21 protein-coding genes are annotated in these 25,030 nt (G+C 72.8%); 9 read left to right on the top strand and 12 right to left on the bottom strand.

From position 1 onward, the window contains the following. Positions 1 to 14 precede the first annotated feature (14 nt). Positions 15 to 668 (bottom strand): nicotinate-nucleotide adenylyltransferase, encoded by a 654-nt coding sequence (gene nadD / locus OUQ99_RS07065; protein WP_267948628.1) that lies wholly within the window; start codon positions 666 to 668, stop codon positions 15 to 17. A gap of 233 nt (positions 669 to 901) precedes the next feature. Between nadD and OUQ99_RS07060 the strand changes: the two genes are divergently transcribed. After that, a complete protein-coding gene (locus OUQ99_RS07060; protein ID WP_267948627.1) occupies positions 902 to 1,975 on the top strand; it encodes a M48 family metallopeptidase in 1,074 nt (357 codons plus the stop codon). Positions 1,976 to 2,093: 118 nt separating this feature from the next. Here the strand turns inward: OUQ99_RS07060 and OUQ99_RS07055 are convergent, their stop codons facing one another. From OUQ99_RS07055 to OUQ99_RS07045, 3 genes are all read right to left on the bottom strand, one after another. Then, entirely contained in the window at positions 2,094 to 2,831 is a 738-nt protein-coding gene (locus OUQ99_RS07055) for an alpha/beta hydrolase family protein (protein ID WP_267948626.1), read from the bottom strand. Positions 2,832 to 3,129: 298 nt separating this feature from the next. Then, the gene (locus OUQ99_RS07050) at positions 3,130 to 4,101 is read right to left on the bottom strand and encodes a hypothetical protein (RefSeq protein WP_267948625.1); all 972 of its coding nucleotides are present in this window, start codon (positions 4,099 to 4,101) and stop codon (positions 3,130 to 3,132) included. A gap of 262 nt (positions 4,102 to 4,363) precedes the next feature. Continuing rightward, positions 4,364 to 5,638, bottom strand: coding sequence for a glutamate-5-semialdehyde dehydrogenase (locus OUQ99_RS07045; protein ID WP_267948624.1), 1,275 nt, complete (start codon positions 5,636 to 5,638; stop codon positions 4,364 to 4,366). Between the two features lie 550 nt (positions 5,639 to 6,188). Between OUQ99_RS07045 and OUQ99_RS07040 the strand changes: the two genes are divergently transcribed. The 3 genes from OUQ99_RS07040 (at position 6,189) to OUQ99_RS07030 (ending at position 9,127) form a co-directional block, all read left to right on the top strand. Next, on the top strand, positions 6,189 to 7,481 hold the full coding sequence (locus tag OUQ99_RS07040) for an AMP-dependent synthetase (protein WP_267948623.1): 1,293 nt from the start codon (positions 6,189 to 6,191) through the stop codon (positions 7,479 to 7,481). Between the two features lie 107 nt (positions 7,482 to 7,588). Then, the gene (locus OUQ99_RS07035; protein WP_267948622.1) at positions 7,589 to 8,551 is read left to right on the top strand and encodes an aldo/keto reductase; all 963 of its coding nucleotides are present in this window, start codon (positions 7,589 to 7,591) and stop codon (positions 8,549 to 8,551) included. A gap of 111 nt (positions 8,552 to 8,662) precedes the next feature. Then, complete coding sequence (locus OUQ99_RS07030) at positions 8,663 to 9,127, top strand: MarR family winged helix-turn-helix transcriptional regulator (RefSeq protein ID WP_267948621.1); 465 nt, start codon at positions 8,663 to 8,665, stop codon at positions 9,125 to 9,127. Between the two features lie 367 nt (positions 9,128 to 9,494). Here the strand turns inward: OUQ99_RS07030 and OUQ99_RS07025 are convergent, their stop codons facing one another. The 4 genes from OUQ99_RS07025 to OUQ99_RS07010 all read right to left on the bottom strand — a co-directional run bounded on the left by OUQ99_RS07025 (position 9,495) and on the right by OUQ99_RS07010 (position 14,236). Then, positions 9,495 to 10,550 carry a 3-oxoacyl-ACP synthase III family protein gene (locus OUQ99_RS07025; RefSeq protein WP_267948620.1) on the bottom strand — a complete coding sequence of 352 codons (1,056 nt, stop codon included), beginning with the start codon at positions 10,548 to 10,550 and terminating at the stop codon, positions 9,495 to 9,497. A gap of 161 nt (positions 10,551 to 10,711) precedes the next feature. Next, positions 10,712 to 11,455: an HAD family hydrolase gene (locus OUQ99_RS07020; RefSeq protein WP_267948619.1), complete on the bottom strand. Its 744-nt coding sequence runs from the start codon at positions 11,453 to 11,455 to the stop codon at positions 10,712 to 10,714. Positions 11,456 to 11,492: 37 nt separating this feature from the next. Beyond that, positions 11,493 to 12,590 (bottom strand): ScbA/BarX family gamma-butyrolactone biosynthesis protein, encoded by a 1,098-nt coding sequence (locus OUQ99_RS07015; protein ID WP_267948618.1) that lies wholly within the window; start codon positions 12,588 to 12,590, stop codon positions 11,493 to 11,495. A 173-nt stretch (positions 12,591 to 12,763) separates the two neighbouring features. Beyond that, positions 12,764 to 14,236, bottom strand: a complete 1,473-nt coding sequence (locus OUQ99_RS07010; RefSeq protein ID WP_267948617.1) for an MFS transporter — start codon at positions 14,234 to 14,236, stop codon at positions 12,764 to 12,766. A gap of 223 nt (positions 14,237 to 14,459) precedes the next feature. Between OUQ99_RS07010 and OUQ99_RS07005 the strand changes: the two genes are divergently transcribed. The 3 genes from OUQ99_RS07005 (at position 14,460) to OUQ99_RS06995 (ending at position 19,623) form a co-directional block, all read left to right on the top strand. Next, positions 14,460 to 16,142 carry an FAD-dependent monooxygenase gene (locus OUQ99_RS07005; protein ID WP_267948616.1) on the top strand — a complete coding sequence of 561 codons (1,683 nt, stop codon included), beginning with the start codon at positions 14,460 to 14,462 and terminating at the stop codon, positions 16,140 to 16,142. A gap of 802 nt (positions 16,143 to 16,944) precedes the next feature. Next, positions 16,945 to 18,183, top strand: a complete 1,239-nt coding sequence (locus OUQ99_RS07000) for an AMP-dependent synthetase (RefSeq protein WP_267948615.1) — start codon at positions 16,945 to 16,947, stop codon at positions 18,181 to 18,183. A gap of 522 nt (positions 18,184 to 18,705) precedes the next feature. Further along, a complete protein-coding gene (locus OUQ99_RS06995; protein ID WP_267948614.1) occupies positions 18,706 to 19,623 on the top strand; it encodes a cyclase family protein in 918 nt (305 codons plus the stop codon). A gap of 135 nt (positions 19,624 to 19,758) precedes the next feature. On the opposite strand, the gene OUQ99_RS06990 is transcribed toward OUQ99_RS06995, so the two are convergent. After that, positions 19,759 to 20,370: a TetR/AcrR family transcriptional regulator gene (locus OUQ99_RS06990; protein ID WP_267948613.1), complete on the bottom strand. Its 612-nt coding sequence runs from the start codon at positions 20,368 to 20,370 to the stop codon at positions 19,759 to 19,761. A gap of 55 nt (positions 20,371 to 20,425) precedes the next feature. Here OUQ99_RS06990 and OUQ99_RS06985 point away from each other — a divergent pair, with 55 nt between their 5' ends. After that, positions 20,426 to 21,187 (top strand): SDR family NAD(P)-dependent oxidoreductase, encoded by a 762-nt coding sequence (locus OUQ99_RS06985; RefSeq protein ID WP_267948612.1) that lies wholly within the window; start codon positions 20,426 to 20,428, stop codon positions 21,185 to 21,187. A gap of 52 nt (positions 21,188 to 21,239) precedes the next feature. Here the strand turns inward: OUQ99_RS06985 and OUQ99_RS06980 are convergent, their stop codons facing one another. Continuing rightward, the gene (locus tag OUQ99_RS06980) at positions 21,240 to 21,695 is read right to left on the bottom strand and encodes a type II toxin-antitoxin system PemK/MazF family toxin (protein WP_431061485.1); all 456 of its coding nucleotides are present in this window, start codon (positions 21,693 to 21,695) and stop codon (positions 21,240 to 21,242) included. A gap of 258 nt (positions 21,696 to 21,953) precedes the next feature. Here OUQ99_RS06980 and OUQ99_RS06975 point away from each other — a divergent pair, with 258 nt between their 5' ends. Next, the gene (locus OUQ99_RS06975; protein WP_267948610.1) at positions 21,954 to 22,703 is read left to right on the top strand and encodes an SDR family oxidoreductase; all 750 of its coding nucleotides are present in this window, start codon (positions 21,954 to 21,956) and stop codon (positions 22,701 to 22,703) included. 134 nt (positions 22,704 to 22,837) lie between these two features. Here OUQ99_RS06975 and OUQ99_RS06970 read toward each other — a convergent pair whose 3' ends face one another. Both OUQ99_RS06970 and proB read right to left on the bottom strand, forming a co-directional pair. After that, entirely contained in the window at positions 22,838 to 23,728 is an 891-nt protein-coding gene (locus tag OUQ99_RS06970) for an alpha/beta hydrolase fold domain-containing protein (RefSeq protein ID WP_267948609.1), read from the bottom strand. Between the two features lie 112 nt (positions 23,729 to 23,840). Next, positions 23,841 to 24,998 carry a glutamate 5-kinase gene (gene proB, locus OUQ99_RS06965; protein ID WP_267948608.1) on the bottom strand — a complete coding sequence of 386 codons (1,158 nt, stop codon included), beginning with the start codon at positions 24,996 to 24,998 and terminating at the stop codon, positions 23,841 to 23,843. Positions 24,999 to 25,030: the final 32 nt, after the last annotated feature.

Below are 25,030 nucleotides of genomic sequence, written 5' to 3'. Positions count from 1 at the left end.
GTACTTGCTGCCTTTCAGCTGTCCCGGTAGAGCCCGGTCTTGTGGATGTAGCGAACGATGCCGTCGGGGACCAGGTACCAGATGGGTTCGCCCTTGCGGACCCGCTCCCGGCACTCGGTCGAGGAGATCGCCAGCGCGGGGACCTCCACCAGGGAGACCTTGCCCTCGGGCAGTCCTGAGTCACTGAGATGGTGACCGGGACGGTTACAGCCTACGAAATGCGCGAGATCGAAAAGTTCGTCGACGTTGTGCCAGCTGAGAATGGCGCCCAGCGCGTCGGCCCCGGTGATGAAGTACAGCTCCACCTCGGGACCGTACTTGCAGCGCATCTCGCGGAGGGTGTCGAGGGTGTAGGTGGGCCCCGAGCGGTCGATCTCGACACGGTCCACGCGGAACTGGGGGTTCTCCGCGGTCGCGATGACCGTCATCAGGTAGCGGTCCTCGGAGGGGGTCACCTTGGCCGGGTCCTTCTGCCAGGGCTGCCCCGTGGGCACGAACACCACCTCGTCGAGGCCGAAGAGGTGGGCGACCTCACTGGCGGCCACGAGGTGCCCGTGGTGGATGGGGTCGAAGGTGCCGCCCATGATGCCGACCTTGGTGGGGCCGGCGCCGCTCCGCCGTGGAGGGAGGCCTTCACCTGGGAGGACGCCTGGAGCCTCGTGCGCCACTGTGCGCTCCGTTTCGCCGTGGACGTGGGTCGTGTTTGCCGGGATCGGCCAACCGAGGTTAGCCGACGACGGGCACCTTCGGCGGCCTCTTCCTCCCGTTTTGTTCCCTTCAACGGAACAACCGCGACCTTCTCGGCCTGCTTCCCGGGCGTGTCGGAGCACCCCGGCAATCGCGTCATATCTCGAAGGTCGAAACCGTGGCCAAGCGCCATCGGGCCGCATAGCATGCCGATATGGCCAACACACCAGACCGCGTCCGCGTCCGGCTCTCCGAGATCTCACCCCGCGCCTACGAGCACCCCGCCGACCGTGGGGCCCTGGTGGCGCTGCGCTCGCTGCGCGGGTTCGACGAGGTGTTCAAGCGCATGTCGGGGCTGTTCAACGAACGCGCCCTCAGACTGATGTTCCTGTCCAGCGCCGTCCGGGTCGGCCCCACCCAGTTCCCCCACGTCCACGACTACGTCCGCGACGCCGCCTACGTCCTGGACATGGACGAGGTCCCCGAGCTCTACATCCAGATGAACCCCAAGCCCAACGCCATGGCGATCGGCAGCCAGCGGCCCTTCATCGTGATGACCACGGGCCTGTTCGACCTGCTGGACGACGAGGAGCAGCGCTTCGTCATCGGCCACGAGGTCGGGCACATCCTCAGCGGCCACGCCGTGTACCGCACCATGCTGCTGGCCCTGATCAGGCTGGCGACCCGCGTGGCGTGGGTGCCCCTGGGCTACATCGGCCTCCAGGCCATCGTCGCCGCGCTGGAGGAGTGGTACCGCAAGTCCGAGCTCTCCTGCGACCGCGCGGGTGTCCTGGCCTCCCAGAACCCCGAGGCCGCCAAGCGCGCGCTGATGAAGCTCGCGGGCGGCTCGACCCTGGTCGAGATGAACCCCGACGCGTTCCTGGAGCAGGCGCGCGAGTACGAGTCCGGCGGCGACGCCCGCGACAGCTTCCTCAAGCTGATCAGCCTGATGGGACAGACCCACCCGTTCGCGGTGGTCCGCCTGGCCGAGCTGCACCGGTGGATCGAGGAGGGCTCCTACCAGCGGATCATCGGCGGCGACTACCCCCGCCGCTCCTCCGACCGCGAGGCGAGGGTCGGCGCGGAGGCCCGCAGCGCCGCCAAGTCCTACAAGGAGTCGTGGGAGCGCTCGGGGGACCCGCTCCTGGGCACCCTGCGCGACGTGGCCGGAAGCGCGGCCAGCGCGGGCGGCAAGATCTTCGACAACGTCGCCGACCGGTGGCGCAACGGCTCCGCCCGGTCCGACCAGGGCACGAGCGGGACGAACGGGGCGAACGGGTCCTCCTGACCCTGTGCCCCGCGCCCGGGACCCGCGCGGGGAGGCGGGACGACGGACGGGAGGGGGCGGTCCGTGCCGGGCCGCCCCCTCCCGCGTCCGCGGGCGGCGGGCCGCCCGCCGGCCCGGATCAGCCCGTCCGCGCCAGGTACGCGCGGACCACCTCCCAGGCGGGCCCCCGCGGGTCGATGACGGCGAAGTGGTCGGCCCCGGCGACCTCGTGGTACTCCACGGTGCCGCCCGCCGCGCGCACCGCGTCCGCGTAGGCGCGGCTGTGCTCGACCGGGACGCGCTGGTCGGCGTCCCCGTGCACCACCAGCTGCGGCAGGCCGGTCAGCGGGCGCCGTACCGGCGAGCTGACCCGGTAGAGCTCCGCGGTGGGGTCCGGCCCGAGGAACGGGACGACGGCGCCCTCGCCGAGCCCCGCCAGGGCGGACCGCTCCAGGTCGGTGACGGGGGCCAGGGCGACCACCGAGGTCACCGGGGTCCCACCCTCCGCGAGGCCGTTGAGCAGGGCGAGATGTGCTCCGGCGGAGTGCCCCACGCACACCACGCGTCCGAGGTCGTACCGCTCGGGCTCGCGTGCGGCCGCGTCGGCGAGGTACGCCAGGGCGTCGCCGACGTCGTCTAGGGTCTGCGGCCAGCCGCCGCCGTCGTCCCCGGTACGCCGGTACTCGATGTTCCACACCGCCCACCCGGCGGAGGCGAGGTCGCGGGCCGGCGGATCCATCAGGGCGGCGTCGTGCCTGTCGCGCCACCAGCCGCCGTGCAGCAGGACGGCGACGGGCGCGGGTCCGCCGGCGCCCTCCGGCTCCCAGCGGTGGACGCTCCGGCTGGGGTGGTCGCCGTAGGACACGGTGGTGGGCACGCGCTGCTCCTCGCTGTCGGGGTGGTCGCTCCCGGACGCCGGCAAACGGGCGTCCTGCCCCGCCCGGCGCACCCGCGCCCCGGGGCCGCCGCGCGTGCGGCCCGGGCCCGGGCCGCCGCCCGCACCCACCGGCTGCGGGCCCCGGGCCTCCGGCGGCGGTGCCGTGCGGCGCCGGCGTCCGGATCGCACAGCGGTTCGGGCAGGTCGAACCCCGCGCGGGACCCGGCCCGGGCACGGGACGGCGCCGACGGCCCTGGGCCGTCGGCGCCGTCGCGGTACCTGCGTGGCGTATGCCGCTCTAGAAGGCGGGTCCGGCCGCCATGGCCTCGTCGATCGTCTCGGCGCGGGCCGTCTCGACCTCCTCGACCAGGTTCTCCTCGTGCGCCTCGAACTCCTCGGTCACGGCTGCGGCGAGGCTGCGCAGGGCGACCTCCTCCGTGACGATGCCGCCGCGGACGCGGTTGTTGTCGCCGACCTGGGCGGTCGGGGAGTTGTCGGAGGTGACCAGGTCGCCGCCGACGATGTTGTTGTCGACGTAGACGCCGCCGCCCACACCGGTGACGCTCAGGTCGCCGTCGATGTAGTTGACCGAGGAGCAGAAGCCCCCGGTCTCACCGGCGCCGACCGCGACGGGGCCGGTCCCGCCGGTGTAGGTGGCCGCGCCGATGACCTCGCTGTCGCAGAGGATGCCGCCGGCGGTCGGGCCGGTGACGGTCAGCGCTCCGCGCACCACCGAGTCGTAGATGTCGGCGTACTCGACGCCGTCGGCCGTGACCGCGCCGCCGATCCGGGAACCGGAGACGTAGACGGCCCCGACCTCGGCGTTGACGCTCTTCACGGAGGAGTCGACGACGAAGGCGAAGCCGTCGGTGTTGCCGCCCTCGACCGGGACGGTGCGCAGGGCGGCGCCCGTGGAGCTCTCCTCGAGGTAGGTGCCGAAGGAACCGCGGTTGACCACGCGGTCGCCGACGGTGGTGTCGGAGGCGTCGAAGTAGGCGTTCTTCTGGACGATCACCTCTCCTTCGACCTCCCCGCCGACGATGTGGAGGTTGGCGCCCTGCCGGACGGTGATGTCGCCCTGGATGACGGTGCCGTCCAGGAAGCAGTTCTTGCCGGCCGGGACCGCGAGGTCCGTCGGCAGGGTGACCGCACCGCCGTGACCCGAGCAGAGGGTGACCAGGTCAGCCTGGGCCGGTGAGGCCATCAGGGTGACGCCGCCGACGGCCAGGGCTGTCGTGGCGAGGACCGCGACCTTGCTCCGGAGCTTCATGCGGGGGATTCCTTTCGTCGTGACCGTGGGGGCGGCGCTCCGTGAGGAGAGCGGGGAGAGCGCCGTGAGACACCACTGTGAAATTACCGACCTGCCGTCGCTTTGGGAATACTTCCTTTGAGAAGATTCGCTTCTGTCCAGGTTTCCAGCGGGAAAACATTCCAGATGCCAATGGGTCCCGGACCATATGCGGTCACGCATGGTTTCCGAGCGAACACGGAAGGGCCGCCCGGTCGCCGGGCGGCCCTTCGGAGTCCCCCGGCTACTTCAGGTGGCCGTCGCCGGTGACCACGTACTTGGTGGAGGTCATCTCGGTCAGGCCCATGGGCCCTCTGGCGTGCAGCTTCTGCGTGGAGATGCCGATCTCGGCGCCGAAGCCGAACTCCCCCCCGTCGGTGAACCGCGTGGAGGCGTTGACCATGACCGCGGCGGAGTCGACCCGGGACACGAAGTACCGGGAGGCCTTCAGCGAGTCGGTGACGATCGCCTCGGTGTGCCGGGTGGAGTACCGGCGGATGTGCGCGATCGCCTCGTCGATGGTGGGCACGACGCGCACGGCGAGGTCCATGGACAGGTACTCGGTGGCCCAGTCCTCCTCCGTGGCCTCGACCACGTCCGCGCCGGCGCCGTGGGCAGCCGCGGCCTCCAGCACCCGCCGGTCGCCGTGCACGGTGACCCCGGCCCCGCCCAGGGCGTCCAGCACCCGGGGCAGGAAGGCGTCGGCCACGGCCTCGTGCACCAGGAGGGTCTCGGCGGAGTTGCACACCGAGCAGCGCTGCGCCTTGGCGTTGGTGGCGATGGCCACCGCCTTGGCGAGGTCGGCGTCGGCGTCCACGTAGACGTGGCACAGTCCCTCGCCGGTCTCGATCACGGGAACGGTGGAGTCGCGGACCACGGCCCGGATCAGGGAGCCGCCGCCGCGCGGGATGAGCACGTCCACCAGCCCGCGCGCCCGCATGAGCGCGGTGGAGGACTCGCGGGTGCGGCCGGGCACCATCTGGACGGCGTCCTGCGGGACCCCGGTCCCCGCCAGGGCGTCACGCAGGACGCCGACGATGGCGGTGTTGGAGGCGTAGGCGGAGGACGAGCCCCTCAGCAGCGCGGCGTTGCCGCTCTTGAGGCACAGGGCCGCGGCGTCCACGGTGACGTTGGGGCGGCCCTCGTAGATGATGCCGATGACACCGAGCGGAACCCTGATCTGGCGCAGGTCGAGGCCGTTGGGCAGCACCCCGCCCCGCACGGACTCGCCCACCGGGTCGGGGAGCTCGACGATCTCGCGGACGGCGTCGGCGATCGCCTCGATCCGCTCCGGTGTGAGGGTGAGCCGGTCGACCATGGCGGGGGAGGTGCCGTCCCGGCGCGCCCGCTCGACGTCCTCGGCGTTGGCCGCCGTGATCTCGCCGGCCCGTTTGACCAGCGCGTCGGCGATCGCCACCAGAGCGGCGTCCTTGACCGCGCGGCTGAGCGGGGCGAGCTCGGCCGCCGCGTCCCCGGCCCGCTCGGCTACCGCGTGGACCTCGCGCTCGATGTCACTCATGGTGCTCTCTCTTGGTTGGGAGACCAGCCCGGGGAGCGCTCCGCCCTGCCGCGTCGAAGGGAGCGTGGGGCGCCGTCCGGGGTGAACCCCTCCAGCGTATAGCGCGGGCCCGCCCTCCGGCGGGCCGTCCACAGGCCGCAGTCGGCCGTGCGGGCCGCGCGCGCCCGGTCCGGTCCGCCACCTCGGCGTGTCCGGGGCGGGGGCCCGGGCCCGGGCCCCCGCCCCGGTCACCGAGGGTGACCCCCACGAGGGGGGCGAGTGACGAAGGTCACCTTGTACGGGAAAGTAATCGTCCGACTCCGGAAACGGCCCCGACGACGCACGATGACCAATGGTGTCCGCCCGGTCACAGGGGTCTCCGGCAGTCCCCGGGATATCGTCGCATTCTCCTGACTGGATGCCCTGCGAAGGTAGCCGTGCCCCGCACCGCCGGCGACTGGACGACAAATCCAGAACACTTCTCACTTCTTCGGGTTCTTCAACGGCACCGCCGCCGCACGGACGCACATGTTCGACCGCACCCGAATACACCAGGAACGCGAGTGCGACAATGACGACGAATTTCGGTTCACGGACGTCTCACGGTGAGGCGCCGTCCCCGGCGCGGGCGCTGGACAAGCTGTCCAGGATCCCGGTGCTGCGGGAGAAGTACCTCGGCCACACCGCGGGGGGCTCCGCGCCGGACCTGTTCGACCTCCCCACCCTGGGCAGGGACGAACTGGGCAGGGCGATCGACACCCTGGTGCGCACCGACCCGTCCGCCCTCACCCGAGCCTCCCTGCACGTCATGGGCGGCACGCGGTCGACCATGCGCATGGGAGCGGTGCCGGCGGACCTGTACCTGGACGAGATCGCGCCGCACGTGCGCCCTTTCGAGCCGGGCGACCTGTTCACCACCCTCGGCACCCCCTTCCACATGCGGGCCTGCCAGGACCTGCACAACGGACTCGCCGCCAGGGCCGAGGTGCCCACCCTCTCCATGGACGCGCCGACCGACCAGATGATCGACGCCTACCTCGAACTGTTCGAGCGCCACGGGGTCAACGCCCTGGGCACCACGCTCGACACCTTCCGGAGTCTGCTGCGCTACTGCGCCGCGTCCGGGCGTGACCTGGGTTTCCTGCACAAGGTGCTGTGGAGCGGACCGGCCATGGACGCGGCCACCCGCTCGCTGATCCGGACGTACTTCCCCCACTTGCGCACGTGGTCGCTCTTCGGCTCATCGGAGACCTGGATCATCGGGCACAGCGGCCCGGACTGCGCCAACGACACCCTCCACCCGCTTCCCCACCAGTTCACGGAGATCGTGGACGGGCGGATGCTGGTGACCGTCGTCCACGAGAAGGCGGTCGTCCCGCTGCTGCGCTACGAGACCGGCGTGGAGGCCGAGTGGGCGGCCTGCGCCTGCGGACTGCCCGGTCCCGCGGTGCGCACCCACAGCCGTATAGACGCTCCGATGGGACCGCTCAGCCGCGTGGTCTCCCCCCTCGACCTCGTGCCGCTGGCCCTGCGGCTCGACTCGGTCGAGGCGGCCCAGGTCGTCCTCGTCGACCCCCACACCGAGGACGAGCGGCTCCACCTGCGCGTCAGGCTCCGCCCGGAGACCCAGCCCGACCTCTACACCGGCGAGTGGATCCGGCAGCACGTGCTGTCCGAGTCCCTGGGCCTCTCCGAGGCCACGGAGGAGGCGCCCGAGTCCTTCGAGGTCATCGTCTCCCGGCACATGCTGCGGGAACGTCCGGACGGCACGGCCCCCGACTTCCTGGTGCGCGAAGGGGGACGCCTCCAGACCCCATCGATATCGATTCACGATCAGGGTTCTTATGATACCTTCTCGACATAGATTCAGGGGGACAGGTCGCACGCGCCGTCCGCGGCACCCCGGTCGTATCCCCGAGTGGCACCGTCCCTGAGTCGCGTCGAGCACGAGCACCGACCACAGGAGTGCGCATGCGGACTGTTCCGCTGACCACCGAGGGACCCACCGTCTCCGCCCAGGGACTGGGCTGCATGGGGATGAGCGAGTTCTACGGACCGGGGGACGAGGCCGACTCCCTCGCCACCCTGCACCACGCCCTCGACCTGGGCCTCAACTTCCTGGACACCGCGGACATGTACGGACACGGTGCCAACGAGGAGCTGGTGGGCAAGGTCGTCCGGGAACGGCGGGAGGAGGTCGTCCTCGCCACCAAGTTCGGGATCGTCCGCGACAGGGCCACCGGCGCGCGCAGCCACCGCGGGGACCCGGAATACGTCCGCGCGGCGTGCGACGCCAGCCTCTCCCGCCTCGGCATCGAGACGATCGACCTCTACTACATGCACCGGCGCGACGCCTCCGTCCCCGTCGAGGAGACGGTCGGAGCCATGGCCGAGCTGGTCGCCCAGGGCAAGGTGCGCCACCTCGGGCTGTCCGAGGTGAGCGCCGACGAGCTGCGCGCCGCCCACGCCGTGCACCCGATCGCCGCGGTGCAGACGGAGTGGTCGCTCTGGAGCCGCGACGTGGAGGAGTCCGTGATCGGCGAGTGCGCGCGGCTCGGCGTGGGCTTCGTCCCCTACTCCCCCCTGGGCAGGGGCTTCCTCACCGGGGCGCTGCCCCCGGTGGACGAGCTGCCCGCCGACGACTTCCGCCGCGGCAAGCCGCGCTTCTCCGGCGAGAACGCCGTGCGCAACCAGGAGCTGCTCGCCATCGTGCGGCGCGTGGCCGACGCGCACGGAGCGACCCCGGGACAGGTGGCCCTGGCCTGGGTCCACGCCCAGGCCGGGCGCTGGGGACTGCCCGTCGTCCCCATCCCGGGGACCAAGAGGCGCGAACGCCTGGACGAGAACGTCGGCGGCGCGGACCTGGTGCTCTCCCCGGAGGACATCGCCGAACTCGACACCATCGCCGACGCCACCGCGGGCGCGCGGTACTGATCCTCCCCCAGCCGGGGGCGGCCCTGAGCCGCTCCCGGCGCCGCCCCGACGCCGACCTGACGAACGGCCGACGAGCACGGAGGGACGAGCGCCCTGAGATACGATTCCCAGATGACCCAGCTTCCCATGGACCAGCGGATCGGTCATCACCTGAAGCGCGCCGAGCAGGAGCTGATCTCTGCGAAGCACGCCGTTCTGCGGCAGTTCAACCTCTCGGTCCCCCAGTACACGGTGCTCCTCGTACTCTCCGAGGAGCCGGGGGCCTCAGGCGCGATCCTGGCCCGCCGGTGCCTGGTGACCCCCCAGACGATGTCCTCCGTGCTCGCGACCCTGAGCAGGCGCGAACTCATCGAGCGCAAGCCCCATCCGCTGCACTCCCACATCCTGGAGACACGGCTCTCGCCCAGCGGGCGGGAGCTGCTCGCCAAGGCGGACGAGGTCGCGATCCGGGTGGAGATGCGTCTGAGCGAGGCCTTCAGCCGCGAGGAGGAGGGCGAGTTCGTACGCTTCCTCAGCCGGTGCGCGGAGGTCTCGGCCGAGAGCCGTACCGAACTGGCGGACCTGGGCGAGGAGTGAGGCCGGTCCCCGCCGGCGCCCCCTGGGCATCCCCTCCGGCGCGGGCCGGGCGTGCGGGAGCCGCCGGCCCCGGGTCGGAGCGGTCCGCCGCCCGCTCCCCGGGAGCTCCCGGCGGGCCGACGCGGCGGGGGTCCGCGTCCCGGAACCCCCGCCCCTGACAGCGCGCCGCCGGAGACGGTGCCGGGCGCGTCCGCCGGCCCCGCGCGCGAAGCGACGCGGTGACGCGGTACCACCGCGGTTCCCGCAGGCCGACCCCCGGGTTCGGCCGCCCACGACGGCGGCCTCCCGCACCCGTCGGGCGCGGAAGGCCGGCCGGTCTCCACCGGCGGGTCGCACGACTCCGTCTCCGCCCCCGGGGGCGACGGCGTCACGCCGGGACGTGCACCGGGACCGCCCCTCCGGAACGGGCCGGAGCCAGGACGGAGGACGCCTGCGCGGCCACGGGGCTCCACCTCACGAGTGCCAGCCCCACGCTCATGCCGCCGCCGAACCCCGCGAGCAGGACGAGGTCGTCCCGTTCGAGCAGGCCCGCCCGGTGCACGGTGTCGAGGGCGACGGGCACCGACCCCGACCCGGTGTTGCCCTGGGTCTCCACCGTGAGGTGGAGGCGGGCGCGGTCCAGGCCCAGGGAAGGCCAGACGTCGGCGAGCATCGCGCCGTTGGCCTGGTGGGGCACGAAGTGGCGGATCTCCTCCCGTCCCACGCCCATCCCGTCGAGCATCCGGTGGATCGCCTCGGGCAGGCGCCGGGTGACGTACTCCCGCACGCCGCGCCCCTCCATCGTGAAGAAGTGCTCGCCCTGCTCCAGGGTCGCCGGGGACGCGGGCAGCCGCGACCCGCCGGCCGGGACCTTGATCAGGTGGTGGTGGTCCCCGTCCGTGAGCAGCTGGGTCCCGACGACCCCGCCGCGGTCCCGGGCGGGCCCCAGGAGGACCGCCCCCGCGCCGTCGCCGAACAGGACCGCCGTCTTGCGGTCGCCGTAGTCGAGGATGCGGGAGTAGATGTCGGCGCCGATGACCAGCGCGTAGGCCTCTCCGTGGGGTCGCAGCAGGTGCTCGGCCACGGAGAGCGCGTAGACGAACCCGCTGCACACGGCGTTGACGTCGAACGCCGCCGCGGAGGAGGCGCCCAGCAGGTGCTGGGTGATGCTCGCCGTGGCGGGCTGGGGGTGGTCCGGGGTGGACGTGGCGACGATGACGTAGGCCAGGCGGTCTGCGGGGACGCCCGCCTGGGCCAGGGCCCGGCGGCCGGCCTCGGCCGCGAGGTCGGAGGTGGCCTGGTCCGGTGCCGCGCGCCTGCGCTCACGGATCCCGGTCTTGCGGCGGATCCACTCGTCGGTGACACCGGCGGTCTGAGCGATCGGGTCGTTGCCGACCACTTCGGCCGGCAGGTACGAGCCCGTGCCGAGGATGGCGATGGTCATCGTGCTGTCTCCTTCTTGCTGGACTGCGGGAGGGGTTCGGGGCCGCCGCCGCTCCGGGCGGAGGCGCTTTCCGGAGTCGCCCGGGGCCGCGGGCCCCGGAGGGGGCGCCGGCCCCTGCCGCGGACTGCGCGCGCCGGGCGCGGTCCGCGGGCTTCGCGCGTTCACCGGCGGGAAGGCCGGGGCTCCTCTCCCCCGGAGGCGGGGACCGGGTGTCCGGAGCCGGCGGTGACGCGCTCCCACCCGTGGGCCTCGGCGTGCGCCGCGAGCACGGAGTCCTCGCCGACGACCACCGGGCTGCCGACGGACGAGAGCAGCGCCAGGTCGCTGGAGTGGTCCCCGTAGGCGGTGCAGTCGGACAGGGGGACGTCCCTCACCGCTGCGGCGGCCCTGGCCGCGACGCCCTTCGTCGCTCCGATCATCGGGACGAGGACCTCGCCCGTCAGGAGCCCGTCGCGCACGACGGGCCTCGTGCCCAGCGCCCAATGGGCTCCGGCCGCCTCGGCGATCGGGTCCAGGCAGGCGAAGAAGGAGCCCGACAGCAGGACGACCAGGTCGCCCCCGGCCCTGTGGCGGCGCAGCCGCTCCAGCACCGGGGTGTGCCAGAAGCCCGGCGCCCTCGCGGCCTCGGAGAACCACTTCCGTCCGGCGGCTCTCAGCCCCTCGACGGACTCCCCCGCCATGAGGCGGTAGTAGAGGCGGTTCACGTCCTGGCGGGGCACTCCCCGGGCCGCCGCCGCCCGCAGGTGGGCGACGGCGCGCTCGTAGGAGCCCGGTTCCCTGGAGCCGTGCCCGAAGTGGAACTCCAGGAACGAGAACATGCTCTTCGGTCCGATGAGCGTCTCGTCCACGTCGAAGAACGCGATGCCGCGTCCCCGGGGGCCGGATTCTTCGCTCGGGGTGGTCATGGGGTCTCCTGCCTGTAGGGGGTCCGTGGGGTCCGCGTCATGCGGGGAGGCGGACCAGGCCGACGTCGATCCGGCAGATCGACGCGCCCCGCTGGAGCACGTCCACCTCGACGGAGGCCGGGGACTGCTCCGGGCCGCCGGTGGGCGCGATGAACTCCACGATCCCGCCCTGCGTGTAGTAGACCCCTTCGCCCTCCTCCGCGGTCGCCGGAGCGGTGCGGGCCCGCACCTCGGTCCGGGGCTCCAGTTCGCCGAAGCTGGTGAAGGTGGCGGTGATCTCGGCCGGGTAGGCCTTGGCGGGCGAGGTCCCCTGGACCTCCATGAGCGTGTTCAGGGCCAGCTGGCGCCCGGCCTCGATCAGGACCATGCCGGGCAGGTGGTCCTGGGCGTGGTCGAACAGGCTCGGGTGCTGCGGGAGCACGCGCAGGGAGGCCGACACCGCGTCCCCGTCCCCCGCGAGCCCGGTCAGGACCACGTTGTCGCCGTTGGACCGGCCGACGAGGTAGGGGGCGGGGACCTCCCCGGTGACGGCGAAGTCGAAGGTCTCCGTGGAGGGGACCGGGGCTCCCGAGCGGTTGCTCAGGCGCAGCGCCCCGTAGCTCGCCGGGGACTTGAAGCGCAGGCCGACGACGGCGTTGCCGACCTCGGTGCCGTCGACGAACAGGCGGAACCTGGCGTCGTAGCCGACGACGCGGCCTTCCTTGACCCTCTTGTCCTCGACCGAGCAGAGCATCCGGAGGGCGCACGGGGCGGTCCCCACCGCCATCCGCTCGGGGCGCGTGATGTTGATGCCCAGGGTGGTGAGCACGAACTTGTGGTCGAAGGGGACCCCGTAGTGGGTGTGGGCGATGGCCAGGCCCACCTGCCGGCACGCCTCGAGCAGCAGCACCGGGTCGTGGAGGCGGGGGCGGAGAAGGTGGTCGCCGTAGTAGGCGTGCGACCGGGGGAGCTGGGCGGCGGCCGCGTGGGCGTCGCCGCCCAGGGGCTGGGTGTCGGTGACGAAGACCTCCGCCAGCGACTCCCGGTGGACGACGGTGCGGTCGAGGGTCCGCTCGTAGTCCAGGTTCGGACCGTCCGGGTGGGCTGTCGCGGTGTCGGTGTCGCCGTTGAGGAGGTGGCGCACGGGCATCTGCATGGTCTGTCTCGCATTCCTCGGGCTCGGGGACCTGATCTGGCGGGGAGGCCGCGGAGCGGGGAGTGCCTCCCGGGGAGCGTCGGCGGACGGGGCGGGGTCCGGTGGTGGGGTCCGGCGGGGGTCTGGTGGCGGGGTCCGGCGGGGACCTCCCGGAGGGGGCGGTCCGGGGTCGGCTAGCGGAGTTCGCGTTCCTTGACGACGAGGAAGGTGACCACCGCGCCGGCCAGGGCGAGGAGCGCCAGTCCGAGGAACGTGGTGTGCATCGCCGAGGTGAGGCTGGTCGACACCGCGTCCAGAGCGGTCTGGCGGTCTCCGGCGGCGAACTGGCCCAGTGCCGTCTCGAGCCGGCCCTGGGTGGCCTCACCCGCCAGGGTCCGCTCCTGCTCGGGACTGGCGAAGGAGAGGTCGAGCGTGCTCAGCGAGAGGGTCGCCAGCACCGATCCGGCGCCGGCGATCGCCACGCTCTCCCCGGTGATGCGCATGGTGTTGAAGATGCCCGAGGCCATTCCGGCCCGCTCGACCTCCACGGAGCTGAGCGCGGCGTTGTCCATGACGCCGAAGGCGCTTCCCACGCCCGTGCCGAACAGCGCCAGGGGCGCGGCCAGCGCCGTCCAGTGCTGACCCGGCTGGAGGGTCATCAGCCACAGGGACCCGCCCGCGATGAGCAGGGAACTGGTGGCGAGCATGACCCGCAGGGGGAGCCTGGCGGCCAGCTGCCCGGCCAGCATCGGCAGGGCGAGCACGGGCAGGGTCAGGGGAAGGAGCAGGGCTCCGGCCTCGGCCGCGCCGAACCCTCCCACGCCCTGGAAGAAGGGCGGCAGGTAGACGAGCAGGACCACGAAGCCGAAGGTGATGGTGAAGGGCTGGCAGACCACCACGACGAACGTGGGCCGCTTGAACAGCGAGAGGTCGAACATCGGGCGCCGGACCCGCGACTCCACCAGGACGAAGGCCGCGAGGAAGACGACGAACCCGACCGCGGAACCGATCGCGCTCAGGCTGAGCCAGCCCGCCTCGGCCCCCTGGACGAAGGCCAGGGAGAGCAGGAACAGGCTGGTGCTGAAGGTCATGACACCGCCCCAGTCCACCGAGGTGGAGTTGGGGTCGCTCGACTCCCGGATCGAGCGCACCAGGAGCAGGACGACTGCGGCGAACGCGATGTTCATCAGGAACACCATGCGCCAGTCCGCGAAGTTGACCATCAGTCCGGCGACGAACGGGCCCATGGCCAGGCCGAAGCCGAACGAGGTGCCCAGGAGGCCGAAGGCCCTGGCCCTGGCCACGCCGCGGAAGGAGTCGGCGAGGATCGCCGACCCGCTGGTCATGATGCCCGCGGCGCCGATGCCCTGGACCGCCCTGGCGATGTCGATGACGACGATGTTGGAGGAGAGGCCGATCACCGTGGCCATGGCGGTGAAGACGACGAGGCCGATGACGAGGACCCGGCGCCTGCCGAACCGGTCGGCGAGCCCGCCCGCGGCGAGCATGAACGCCGCGAAGGTCACGTTGTAGGCGTTCTGGACCCACTGGGCCTCGCCGACCGTGGCGTTCAGGTCGGCCGCGAGCTGGGTGAGCGCCACTGCCGGAGCGGTGACGGCGAGCGGCAGCATCACGCTGGACAGGGCGACGGCGACGAGTGTGGCCACCGCCTGCCCTCTGGTCAACGGGGCGGGAGCGAGCTGTGCGCCCGGCCGATCCGTTGCGTCTATCGCCATTCCCACACCTCATGATTCGGATTCTTATGACTATCCATTCGTGGATGAACATAAGGTATCTTATGCTCATCGTCAATCTTATAGACCTGGCCGGGTACGCGGTGGGCGGACCCGGGACGTACCACCGCAACAGGATCGATCGGAGCTCCCCGAGATGCCGTTGACCAGTGACGACACACCTTCCACCCGCACAGCCGCCCCGCCCGCCGACGTGCTCGTCGTCGGCGCCGGACCCGTCGGCCTGACCGCCGCGTGCGAGCTTCTGAGACGAGGAACACGCGTCCGGCTCATCGACCGCGCCGAGACCGCGTCCCCCTTCCCCAAGGCTCTGCTGCTCTGGCCCCGCACCCTCGACCTGCTGGACGACCTGGGGGCCCTGGAGCCGACCCGGCACGCCGGCATCGACATCCGGAGGTTCCGCTACTTCTCCTCCGGCGAGCCCCTGGCCTCGTTCGCCTTCCCCGAGCACCTGGCCCCCGTGTGCCTGCCCCAGAACGAGACCGAGCGCGTGCTCACCGAGCGGCTGCACGCCCTGGGCGGACGCATCGAACGGGGGGTGCGGCTGCTCGCCCTCGACGGGCTGGACTTCTCCGGCGACATCACCGCGACCGAGGGGGTGACGGCGATCCTCGAACACTCCGACGGGACCGTCGAGCGCTACCACGCGCCCTTCGTCATCGGCGCGGACGGCGCGGGCAGCGCGGTGCGCGCCCAGATCGGCACCGGTTTCGTCGGAAGCACCTACGAGTCGGCGTTCGCCCTCGTGGACTGCCGCATCGAGGGGGAGCTGCCGACCGACGAGGCGCTCTACTACCAGTCGCCCCAGGGCGCCCTGGTGATCGTCGCCCTGCCCGACGGCGTCTTCCGGTTCTTCGCGAGCCTCCCGCCCGGGGAGAAGGCCGGCGTCGACCTGCTCCAGCGGATCACCGACGAGCAGGGGCCGGGCGGCGTGCGCCTGGTCGACCCCGTGTGGGAGTCCGTGTTCCGCGTGCACCGCAGGCACGCGGACGACTTCCAGCGGGGCCGGGTCTTCCTCGCGGGGGACGCCGCGCACGTGCACAGCCCCGCCGGGGGCCAGGGGCTCAACACCGGGATGCAGGACGCGCAGAACCTCGCCTGGAAACTGGCCGCGGTGGTCGGGGGCGAGGCCCCTCCGGAACTGCTCGGCACCTACGGCCCGGAGCGCAAGGACGTGGCGCGCCAGGTCGTGCGGGACACCGACATCCAGACGCGCGGGTGGATGCTCCAGCACCCCCTGCAGACCGCGGGCCGGGACGCGGCCTTCCGGCTCCTGGAGCCGGTCATGGAGCGCGGATACCTGCCCGTCATGGCCGGATACCGGTTCCGGTACACACCCGCACGGCTCACACAGGACCCCGCCTGGCCGTCCCTGTGCCGGCTCACCGGGCGGCTGGCGGGCGCCGTCCGCACCGGGCACGCCCTCCCCCGCTCCCTCGCGGTGTCCCTGGGGGTCACCGCGCCGCGGAACACGGAGACGGGGCACGGGCGGGCCGGCGACGGGCCGGAGCTGCCCGGCTGGACGCTCGCCGTCACCCCGGACCGGTCCCGGGCCCGGCCCGGGGAGCCGTTCTCCGCGCTCGCCTCCGACCGGCCGCAGGTGCGGACGGTGACGCTGTCGGCCGCACAGGCCTCGGAGCACCGCCTGTGCTCGGCCCCGGGGTACCACCTGATCCGCCCGGACGGCTACGTCGCCGCCCACGGCCACGCCGGGGACCACGCCCGGCTCCGCGTGGAACTGGCCGCGCACCTGGGCCGGGCCCGCGGCCGCCTCCGCCCGTCCGAGGACGCCGGACGGGCCGCGCCGAGCCTCGCCTGAGGGCCCTTCCAGCGCGGTCGGCCGGCCGCTCCCCGGCCGACCGCGCACCGGGGGCGTCGGCGGCGCCGGTGCCCCCCCCAGAGCTCCGCCGCCCCGGCGGCGCCTCCCCGCGGGCGCACGGCTCGGTGCTCCCCGGCCGCGTCGAGCATTCGCTGAAGCCGCGGCTCCCCGCGGGCGCGCGGCTCGGTGGTGACGGCCGTGCCCGGGAACGGCCCGCCCCTCCGCGGGCGCGGTGACGCGCGGAGGGCGCGCCCTGTCCCGCCGGGTTCACGCAGAACGCGCGAGCGGCCCCCTCCTCGCTCCGGAGGCCGGCCGACGCATGTGCGGAACCGGCCCGCCGCCCCCTCCCGACCGGATGCGCGGCCCTCGCCGCCCCGGGGAGAAGACCCGGCCTCCGTCGGCGCGCCGCGCCCCCGACCCTCTCCGAGTGGTCCCGGAGGGCGTCCGCCGGCCTCCCGGGAACCGGGCGGCTCCGCACAGGTGTTCCCCTTCCGACCGTTCGCGGTGAGCAAGATCACTCGACCACATCCGGCCACGGAGGGACCACGCTCCGAGACATCTCCCAACAAGTGAACATGACCTGCGGTGATCGCGCGCTCACTATCGGCGGAAATCTTCGCCATGTCCCGCCGTGAAGGAATCTGCTTTACTGTCCGAACGGCCACGAACCAGCCATGCCGCCACCGAAGGCATTCCCCGAGAAGACTTAACAAGAATTTCAGATTCATTTACGTCACCGCAGCTGTCCCCGGCGGGCTGAACGCAATCCCTAACACCCAGAGATGCGAGCACGAGAATGACGATGAATATCGGAGGAATGGTGGAGGGGCCACTCCCCCTGGCCCAGGCGCTGCAGCGCCTCACGAGGATCCCGTCCATGCGGCACAAGTACGGCCGCTACCTCGGCCTGGGCAGGCGGCCCCGCCTGGTCGACCTGCCGCCCCTCACCCGCGAGGAGCTCGGCGAGGCCGTCGACGCGATGATGAGGGAGAACCCGGCCGAGCTCTCCCGCGCCTCGCTCCACCTCATGGGCGGCACGACGTCCACGAGCCGCATGGGCGCTCTCCCCTCCGACCTGCACGTGGACGAGATCTTCCCCCACCTTCGCCCCTTCGCCCCGGGCGACCTGCTCGCGAGCCTGAGCACCCCGTTCCACCTGCGCGCGTCGCACGACCTCCACAACGCGCTCGCCGCGCGGGCCGGGATCCCCACGCTGTCGCTCGACGCCCCGACGGACCAGATGATCGAACCGTGCCTCGACCTCTTCGAGCAGCACGGCGTGACCGCCGTCGCCACCACCCTGGACACGGTCCAGCGCATCCTCCGCTTCTGCGCCGCCTCGGGCCGGCGCCTGGACTTCCTGAGCAAGGTGCTCTGGAGCGGACCCGCGATGGACGCGGAGACGCGTTCACTGATCCGCACGTACTTCCCACACCTGCGCACGTGGTCGCTGTTCGGGTCCGCGGAGACCTGGATCATCGGCCACAGCGGCCCCGACTGCGCGGTCGACACCTTCCACCCGCTCCCCTACCAGCACACGGAGATCGTCGGCGGGCGCATGCTCGTGACCGTCACGCACAGGAAGTCGGTCGTCCCCCTGCTGCGCTACGACACCGGCACCGGGGCCGAGTGGACGTCCTGCTCCTGCGGCCGCCCCGGCCGGGCCCTGCGGACCCACAGCCGCATCGACGCACCCTACGGGCCGCTCAGCAACCTGGTCGACCCCGCCGACCTGGCGTCGCTCGCCCTCCAGCTCGACTCGGTGGAGGCCGCCCAGGTGGTCCTGACCTCCCCCCACACCAAGGACGAACGACTGCGCCTGCGCGTCAGGCTCCGCCCGGGGACGGAGGCGGACCTGTACACCGTCGAGTGGATACGGCACCACGTGGTGTCCGGCTGCCTGGCGCTGTCCGAGGTCCTCGCGGAATCACCCGAGACCTTCGAGGTGACCGTCTCGCGGAGGCTGCTGGACCAGTCCTCGGACGGCTCGGCCCCGGCGACGGTCGTCCGGTCCGCGGACCGGAGCCGTCACTCCGCGTGATCCGCGCCGGGCCGTCCGGCCCGGCGGGCGGGGTCGCACGGGAATTCCGGACGCGGGTCGCGTGAATATCCCGTGAAATACCCCGGGGAACCGGGTGTCCCGCGAGGGGAATTCCCTCATTTCGGCGCGGGGGTCGGACGCCGCGGTCCGGCCCGCACGGTACGAGGTGTTTTTCCGAACGAGAACATGAAAGTCCGGAGAAAACCGCGCAAGGTCCGAGCCCGCGCCCCTCACGCCTTCTCACCCGCCCCTCCCGGGCGGCCCGCGCACGCCCGGACGGGGCTGCGCCCGGCCCGTCGGCCCTCCGTCTGCGTGTCCGCCGGATCACCGCCCGCATCGGGAGCGCCCCGGCCCAGCCCTCCCGCGGAGCGACCCCGTCGGCAGAAAAAGATATCTTATGCAAATCAGTCTTCTCTTTTGCATAAGAGATCGTATACTCCTCCTAGCTCGATCAGCCAGACCTGGAAGAGGAACACTACGATGTGCGGACCCCACGTGATCCACAAGGCCCGAAAGACTTTCATGACCGCCTCGGGACACACCCCGGAAACGCCCGGGGGCACGATCACGGCCGAGCGCCCGGACCCGTCCGCACGCCTGGTGAGCAGCGGGGTGAACCGGCGCCGCATGCTGACCGGATCGGCCGCCGTCGGCGCGGTGCTGACGGGGATCGGGGCCCTCGGGGGTCCGGTGGAGTCCGCCCACGCCCAGACCATCGCGGACATCAGCCCCTCGCGGCTGAGGGTCACGGACCTCACCCACGTCCTCCACAACGACTTCCCGATCTACCGGCCCTACATCCTCGACCCCAACATCTTCCAGTTCGCGTCGATCGCGGAGGACGGGTTCAACGCGCTCAAGCTGGAGATCGACGAGCACACCGGGACGCACTTCGACGCGCCGTGGCACTTCAACGACAGCCCCGACGCCCTGCACACGCACGAGGTCGACCCGCGCGACCTGGTCTGCCCCCTCGTCGTCATCCGCATCTCCGACCGCGCCGCACGGGACTTCGACGCGCAGGTGGGCGTGGCCGACCTGCGCCGCTGGGAACGGCGCCACGGACGCATCCCCCAGGGGGCCCTGGTCGCCATGGACTCCGGCTGGAGCGCGCGGGTCCTCCAGAGCGAGGAGGCGATGCTCAACCGCGGCAGCGACGGCATCGCCCACTTCCCCGGGTTCGAGCTCGAGGCGCTCGCCTGGCTGCTGTCCGAGCGGGACATCGCCGGGGTCGCCGTGGACACCCCGAGCTTCGACTACGGGCCCGACTCCGCGTCCAACCCCGAGGGGCACGTGTTCCTGCTCGGCGAGAACAAGTACGCCGTGGAGATGGTCGCCCACCTGGAGACCGCCCCGGAGAACGGGGCGATGGCGGTCGTGGGCGTCGCCAACATCAGGGGCGGTTCGGGCGGCCCCGTCCGCCTGCTGGCCCTCACCTGACGCGACGGTCCGCGCCGGGGCCCTCCGCGGGCCCCGGCCCCGCTCCCCGCGCGCCGACCCGGGGCGTCCCGTCTCCCCGCGCGTTCCGGCGGCCGGCCCGCCCGCGCGCCGGGGCCGGGTCTCCGCAGGGCGCGCTCACCCCCGGGGCCACGCCTCCATGGCCACCCCGACCAGCGCCTCCAGGTCGGCACGGTCCGCCCCGTCCCCGGCCTGGACGGACATCCCCTGGATGAGGGCGCCGAAGTACCGCGCCAGAGCCGCGGTGTCGGCTCCCCGCGGCAGCTCCCCCGTGTCTTTGGCGCGCCCCAGGTAGGCGGCCACCGCCTCCATCGTCCGGGCCCGTCGCGCGGCGACCGCCCGCCCGACCTCCGCGTGCCGTTCGCCCACGGCCAGGGCCGCGGTGGAGATCATGCACCCGTGCGGCCGGTCCGGCTCGGTGAAGTCACGCGCCGCGTTCGCCAGCAGCCGCCTCATGCCGTCACGGGACGCCTCGGGTTCGTCGAGCACCTTCGCCGTGCCCGCTCCCACGCCCCGGGCGTAGTGGTCCAAGCACGCCTCGTACAGCCCCAGCTTGGACCCGAACGCGTTGTAGAGGCTCGGCGGCGTCAGCCCCGTGGCCCGCTGGAGCTCGCTCAGACTCGCCCCCTCGAAACCGTGCCGCCAGAAGACGGTCATCGCCCGGTCCAGGACCCGCTCCTCGTCGAACTCGCGCGGTCGGCCGCGCCCCTCGGCCCGCCTTTTTTCCATAGTGACCACTATAGTAATCTTCATTCTGTAGCGATCACTATGAAATGAGGACGGGATGAGCCGGACAGCACTGGTCACGGGCGGTACCCGCGGCATCGGACGGGCGATAGCACTGGCCCTCGCGGAGGACGGCGCCGCCCTCGTGGGGGTGCAGTACCGCGGTGACGGGGAGTCCGCCGCCCGTACCGCGGAGCTGATCGAGGAGCGGGGCGCGCGAGCGGTCACGATCCGCGCCGACTTCGGGGCCGACACCCTGGACGCGGTGGAGGCCACCGCGGGCGCGTTCCTGGAAGAGGCCGAGAGAACCACGGGCCGGAGGGAGGTGGACGTGCTGGTCAACAACGCGGGCATCGGCGAACCCCAGGAACTGGGAAGGATCGACGCGCCCACCTACCACCGGGTCATGGACGTCAACCTCACCGCGCCGCTGTTCCTCATCCAGCGGCTGGCCCCGAGCATGGGCCGGAACGGTCGCATCGTGAACATCTCCACCGGATACACCCGTGTCGCCGCCCCGACCCACCCCGTCTACTCCGCGTCCAAGGCGGCCCTCAACGCCCTCACCCTGGCGCTCGCGCCGGCCTTCGGGCCACGCGGGGTCACGGTCAACGCGGTCATGCCCGGGGTGGTCGACACCGACATGAACGCGGGCTGGCTCGGCGAACCCGGGGCCCGGGAGAGGGCGGCCGGCCTCTCCGTCTTCGGCAGGGTCGGCGAGGCGGAGGACATCTCGGCCCTGGTCCGCTACCTGGCCTCGCCCGAGGCCGGGTGGACCACCGGACAGGTCATCGACGCAACGGGGGGAAGCGCCCTCTGAGGGCGCCGCCGGTGCGGGCCGCCCGGGACCGGGCCCCGGGCGGCCCCGCGGGTCAGGTCCAGCCGTAGCGGCTGCGCAAGACGTCCGCGACCAGCCAGAACATCTCCTCGTCCATGACCGCGGCCTCACGCCGGATGTCGTCCTCGTCGAACTCGAAGAGCCGGTCCGCGCGGAGGAACGATTCGCGCCCCTCCCGGTCCCAGGGCCCCGAGCCGATCGGCAGCCAGTCCTGGCGCTCCCACTCCTCGGGGCGCTGCGAGGACAGCATCAGGCCGTGCAGGCGCCTGCCCCTGCGGCCGACGACCAGCAGCGGGCGGTCCTTGCCCTGCTTCGGGTCCTCCTCGTAGGGCACCCACGTCCACACGATCTCGCCCGCGTCGGCGAGGCCGTCGCGCTCGGGGGCGTACGCCAGCCGGGTGGCGTTCTCTGAGGTGGGGATCTCGCGGACCTCGCCCCGGTGGGGGTGGTCGTCGCCGTGTCGCATCGTTCGTTCGCTCACGCCCCGCATCCTAGGACCTCGCGACGGGTGTGTCGGCCCAGGAGGACGGCGCCCCGCGCCGGGGCCGTGCCGCGCGGCGCCCGCCCCCTCCCGTGTGGTCCGCGTCCACCCCGGCGCTCCCACGCCCGCGCCGTCGCACGCCGCCCGACGGGACCGTAGTGTCGACGCGGCCGGTCCCGCCCCCTCCGGCCCCCGCGGCGGCCGGTGCCCGGCCACACCCCGCCGGGCACGGGACACCGGAACGACGAACACCACGGAGAAGCAGGTATGAGCAAGGGAACGATCCTGATCAGCGGCGCCAGCGCCGGTCTGGGAGCCGAGATGGCGCGCCAGTTCGCCGCCCTCGGCTACGACCTGGCCCTGTGCGCGCGGCGCGTCGACCGGATGGAGGCGCTGCGCGAGGAGATCACCGCGGCCCACCCCGGACGGCGGGTCGAACTGCGCGCCCTCGACGTCACCGACGCCGACGCCGTGTTCTCGGTGTTCGGCGACCTGGCCGACGCCTTCGGCGGTATGGACCGCGTGATCGTCAACGCCGGCCTCGGCAAGGGCGCGGCCCTCGGGACGGGGCGCCACGACGCCAACCGCCGGACGGCGGAGACCAACTTCATGGGCGCCCTCGCCCAGACCGAGGCCGCCATGGGGATCTTCCGCGCCCAGGGGCACGGCCACCTGGTGCTCATCTCGTCCATGTCGGCCCTGCGCGGCATGCGCAGGTCCATGACCGTGTACGCCGCCACCAAGGCGGGGGTCTCCGCCATCGCCGAGGGCCTGCGCGCGGAGCGTGTGCCCGGCCTGGACGTGTCCGTCGTCCACCCCGGCTACATCCGCACCGGTATGAACGAGCGCGTGGAGCAGAGGACGCGGTTCATGGTGGACACCGTGCCCGGCGTCCGCTCCATGGTGGCCGCCATCGAGCGGCGGCGCGTGAAGGCGTACGTGCCCGCCTGGCCCTGGGTCCCCATCGGCTTCGCGATGCGGGTGCTGCCGCTCTCGGTCGTCAGCAGGCTGGCCTGAGCGCTCCCCGCGGGGCCGGGGGCGGCGTCCGCGCGCGGGGGGGCGGCTCCACCCCGCCCGAGCCCTCCGGCACGGTCTGCTCCGCGGCGTCCGCGCGGGGTGGCGGCCCTGGGTGTCCGCGCCCGCGGACGGTCTCACAGGTCCTGGACGGTACCGATGATCGCCGCACGCGCCCGGCTGCCCTCGGGCACCGGGACCAGTGGATACACGTGGAAGGCGCCCGCCTCCTCGTGCAGCTCCACCTCGCCGCCCGCCTCGGTGACGAGGTCGCGCAGGCGGCGGGTGTCGGGCAGGAACACGTCACGGGTGCCGATGTAGAGGTCGATGGGGGGAAGCCCGGCCAGCCGCCCGTTGATGGGGCTGAGCCTGGGCACGGAGAGGTCGTCGCCGCCCGCCCACGCCTTGGCGGCCTCCCTGAGGCCGACCGGGCTGAGCCACGGGTCCCTCCCCTCCACCTCGGCGATGTCGGGGTTGGACATGGTGAGGTCCGCCCACGGTGAGACGAGGATCAGCCGGGCGGGCCGAGGCAGGTCCTCCCCGGGCAGCGTCTGGGCGAGGGCCAGTGCCAGCCCGGCGCCCGCCGAGTCGCCCGCGAAGACGGTCCGCCCCGGGTCTGCGTGCTCCAGGAGTTCGCGGTAGACCGCGTGGAGGAACCCGAAGGCCTCGCGGTAGGTGTGCTCCGGCGCCAACCCGTAGACGGGCACCTCGACCCGGCACCCCGTGTCGGCCATGCGGGAGATCAGCACCCAGTGCCACGGGGAGATCTCGCTGATGTACGAGCCCCCGTGCAGGTACAGGACGGCCTTGTCCGGTTCGTCCTCCCGCTCACGGGGCAGGACGGTGTAACTCCGGAACCCCCCCACCTCGCGCAGGGTGATCTCGTGCCGCTTGGCGACCCAGTGCGGCGGCTCGGGGTCGTCCTTGGCCTCCTCGATGCGCTCCCGTGCGCCCTCCACGGTCTCCATCGGGCGCTTGCGCGCCACCCGGAACGCCACCGCGAGCATTCTCGCCACCAGGCTAGGCATGGATGTCTTCGCTTCTCTCCTCGGGGATGTCCCCCGACCTTGCCACAGGGGTCTCACAGAACGTGCGGACGGCGCGGGAGGGCCCTCCGGCCCGGCCCTTCCGCCGCACTCCCTAGAGGACGACGAGGTCGTCCCGGTGCACGAGCTCCCGCTCGTAGGAGGGCCCCAGCTCACGGGCGAGCCAGCGCGTGGACCTGCCCATCAGGTCGGGCACCTCGGCCGCGTCGTAGTTGACCAGCCCGCGCGCGACCACGGTGCCCTGCTCGTCGCACAGGTCGACGGGGTCCCCCGCGCTGAACTCCCCCCTCACCCGCACCACACCGGCCGGGAGCAGTGACGCCTTCTCCCGTACGACCGCCGCGACCGCGCCCGGATCCAGCACCAGGCTGCCCCGTCCGGCGGTCGCGTGCGCCAGCCACAGCTGGCGGGCCGAGGGACGGCGCCCGCCCCCCGCGGCGAACAGGGTGCCGACCCTGTCGCCCGCCAGGGCTGCCCGCGCGTTGGCCGCGGAGGTCAGCATCGTGTGCACGCCGGCCTCCGTGGCGATCCGCGCGGAGGCGACCTTGGTGACCATCCCCCCCGTGCCCACGCCGCGCCTGCCGGAGCTGCCGATGTCGATGCCGTCCAGGTCCTCGGGCCCGCGCACCAGGCTGACCACGGACGCCCCCGGGTCGGACGGGTTCCCGTCGTAGAGGGCGTCCACGTCCGACAGCAGGACCAGCGCGTCTGCGCGCATCAGGTGCGCGACCAGGGCCGCGAGCCGGTCGTTGTCGCCGAACCGCAGTTCGTGGGTGGCCACCGTGTCGTTCTCGTTGACGATGGGGACCGCTCCGATGTCCAGCAGGCGGCGCAGCGTGCGCTGCGCGTTGCGGTGCTGGACCCTGCGCATCATGTCCTCGACCGTGAGCAGGACCTGGGCGGCGTTGAGCCCGTGTCCGGCCAGCTCGGCCGTGTACGCGGCGAGCAGCAGCCCCTGGCCGACGCTCGCCGCGGCCTGCTGGGAGGCGAGGTCGCGGGGCCGGCGGGCCATGCCGAGCGGGGTCATCCCGGCGGCGACCGCGCCGGAGGAGACCAGGATCACCTCCTGGCCGAGGGCCCGGCGGGCCGCCAGCACCTCGACCAGGTCGCGGATGCGCCCGGAGTCGATCCGGCCCTCGGGGGTCGTCAAGGACGACGACCCCACCTTCACCACGACCCTGCGGGCCGAGGCCACCGCCGCCCGTCCTGCGGTTTCCGCCCGGTCGGACTTCTCGAGTTCTGCGCTGTGCACCGTGTGGGGCTTTCCATCCAGGGCGCGGCGCC

The organism is Streptomonospora nanhaiensis, from assembly GCF_026642255.1.
Lineage (GTDB): Bacteria > Actinomycetota > Actinomycetes > Streptosporangiales > Streptosporangiaceae > Nocardiopsis > Nocardiopsis tropica.
Note: the sequence above shows the minus strand (reverse complement) of the source record. Positions and strands in the feature narration are given on the sequence as shown.

Coding starts and splice junctions, on each gene's coding strand:
- OUQ99_RS07040 (WP_267948623.1), top strand. CDS start 6,189: ATGACGACGAATTTCGGTTCACGGACGTCTCACGGTGAGGCGCCGTCC.
- OUQ99_RS06980 (WP_431061485.1), bottom strand. CDS start 21,695: ATGCGGGGCGTGAGCGAACGAACGATGCGACACGGCGACGACCACCCC.
- OUQ99_RS07015 (WP_267948618.1), bottom strand. CDS start 12,590: ATGCAGATGCCCGTGCGCCACCTCCTCAACGGCGACACCGACACCGCG.
- OUQ99_RS07025 (WP_267948620.1), bottom strand. CDS start 10,550: ATGACCATCGCCATCCTCGGCACGGGCTCGTACCTGCCGGCCGAAGTG.
- OUQ99_RS07030 (WP_267948621.1), top strand. CDS start 8,663: ATGACCCAGCTTCCCATGGACCAGCGGATCGGTCATCACCTGAAGCGC.
- OUQ99_RS07000 (WP_267948615.1), top strand. CDS start 16,945: ATGAATATCGGAGGAATGGTGGAGGGGCCACTCCCCCTGGCCCAGGCG.
- OUQ99_RS06970 (WP_267948609.1), bottom strand. CDS start 23,728: ATGCCTAGCCTGGTGGCGAGAATGCTCGCGGTGGCGTTCCGGGTGGCG.
- OUQ99_RS07035 (WP_267948622.1), top strand. CDS start 7,589: ATGCGGACTGTTCCGCTGACCACCGAGGGACCCACCGTCTCCGCCCAG.
- OUQ99_RS06995 (WP_267948614.1), top strand. CDS start 18,706: ATGACCGCCTCGGGACACACCCCGGAAACGCCCGGGGGCACGATCACG.
- OUQ99_RS06985 (WP_267948612.1), top strand. CDS start 20,426: ATGAGCCGGACAGCACTGGTCACGGGCGGTACCCGCGGCATCGGACGG.
- OUQ99_RS07020 (WP_267948619.1), bottom strand. CDS start 11,455: ATGACCACCCCGAGCGAAGAATCCGGCCCCCGGGGACGCGGCATCGCG.
- OUQ99_RS07050 (WP_267948625.1), bottom strand. CDS start 4,101: ATGAAGCTCCGGAGCAAGGTCGCGGTCCTCGCCACGACAGCCCTGGCC.
- OUQ99_RS07005 (WP_267948616.1), top strand. CDS start 14,460: ATGCCGTTGACCAGTGACGACACACCTTCCACCCGCACAGCCGCCCCG.
- OUQ99_RS06990 (WP_267948613.1), bottom strand. CDS start 20,370: ATGGAAAAAAGGCGGGCCGAGGGGCGCGGCCGACCGCGCGAGTTCGAC.
- OUQ99_RS07060 (WP_267948627.1), top strand. CDS start 902: ATGGCCAACACACCAGACCGCGTCCGCGTCCGGCTCTCCGAGATCTCA.
- OUQ99_RS07045 (WP_267948624.1), bottom strand. CDS start 5,638: ATGAGTGACATCGAGCGCGAGGTCCACGCGGTAGCCGAGCGGGCCGGG.
- OUQ99_RS06975 (WP_267948610.1), top strand. CDS start 21,954: ATGAGCAAGGGAACGATCCTGATCAGCGGCGCCAGCGCCGGTCTGGGA.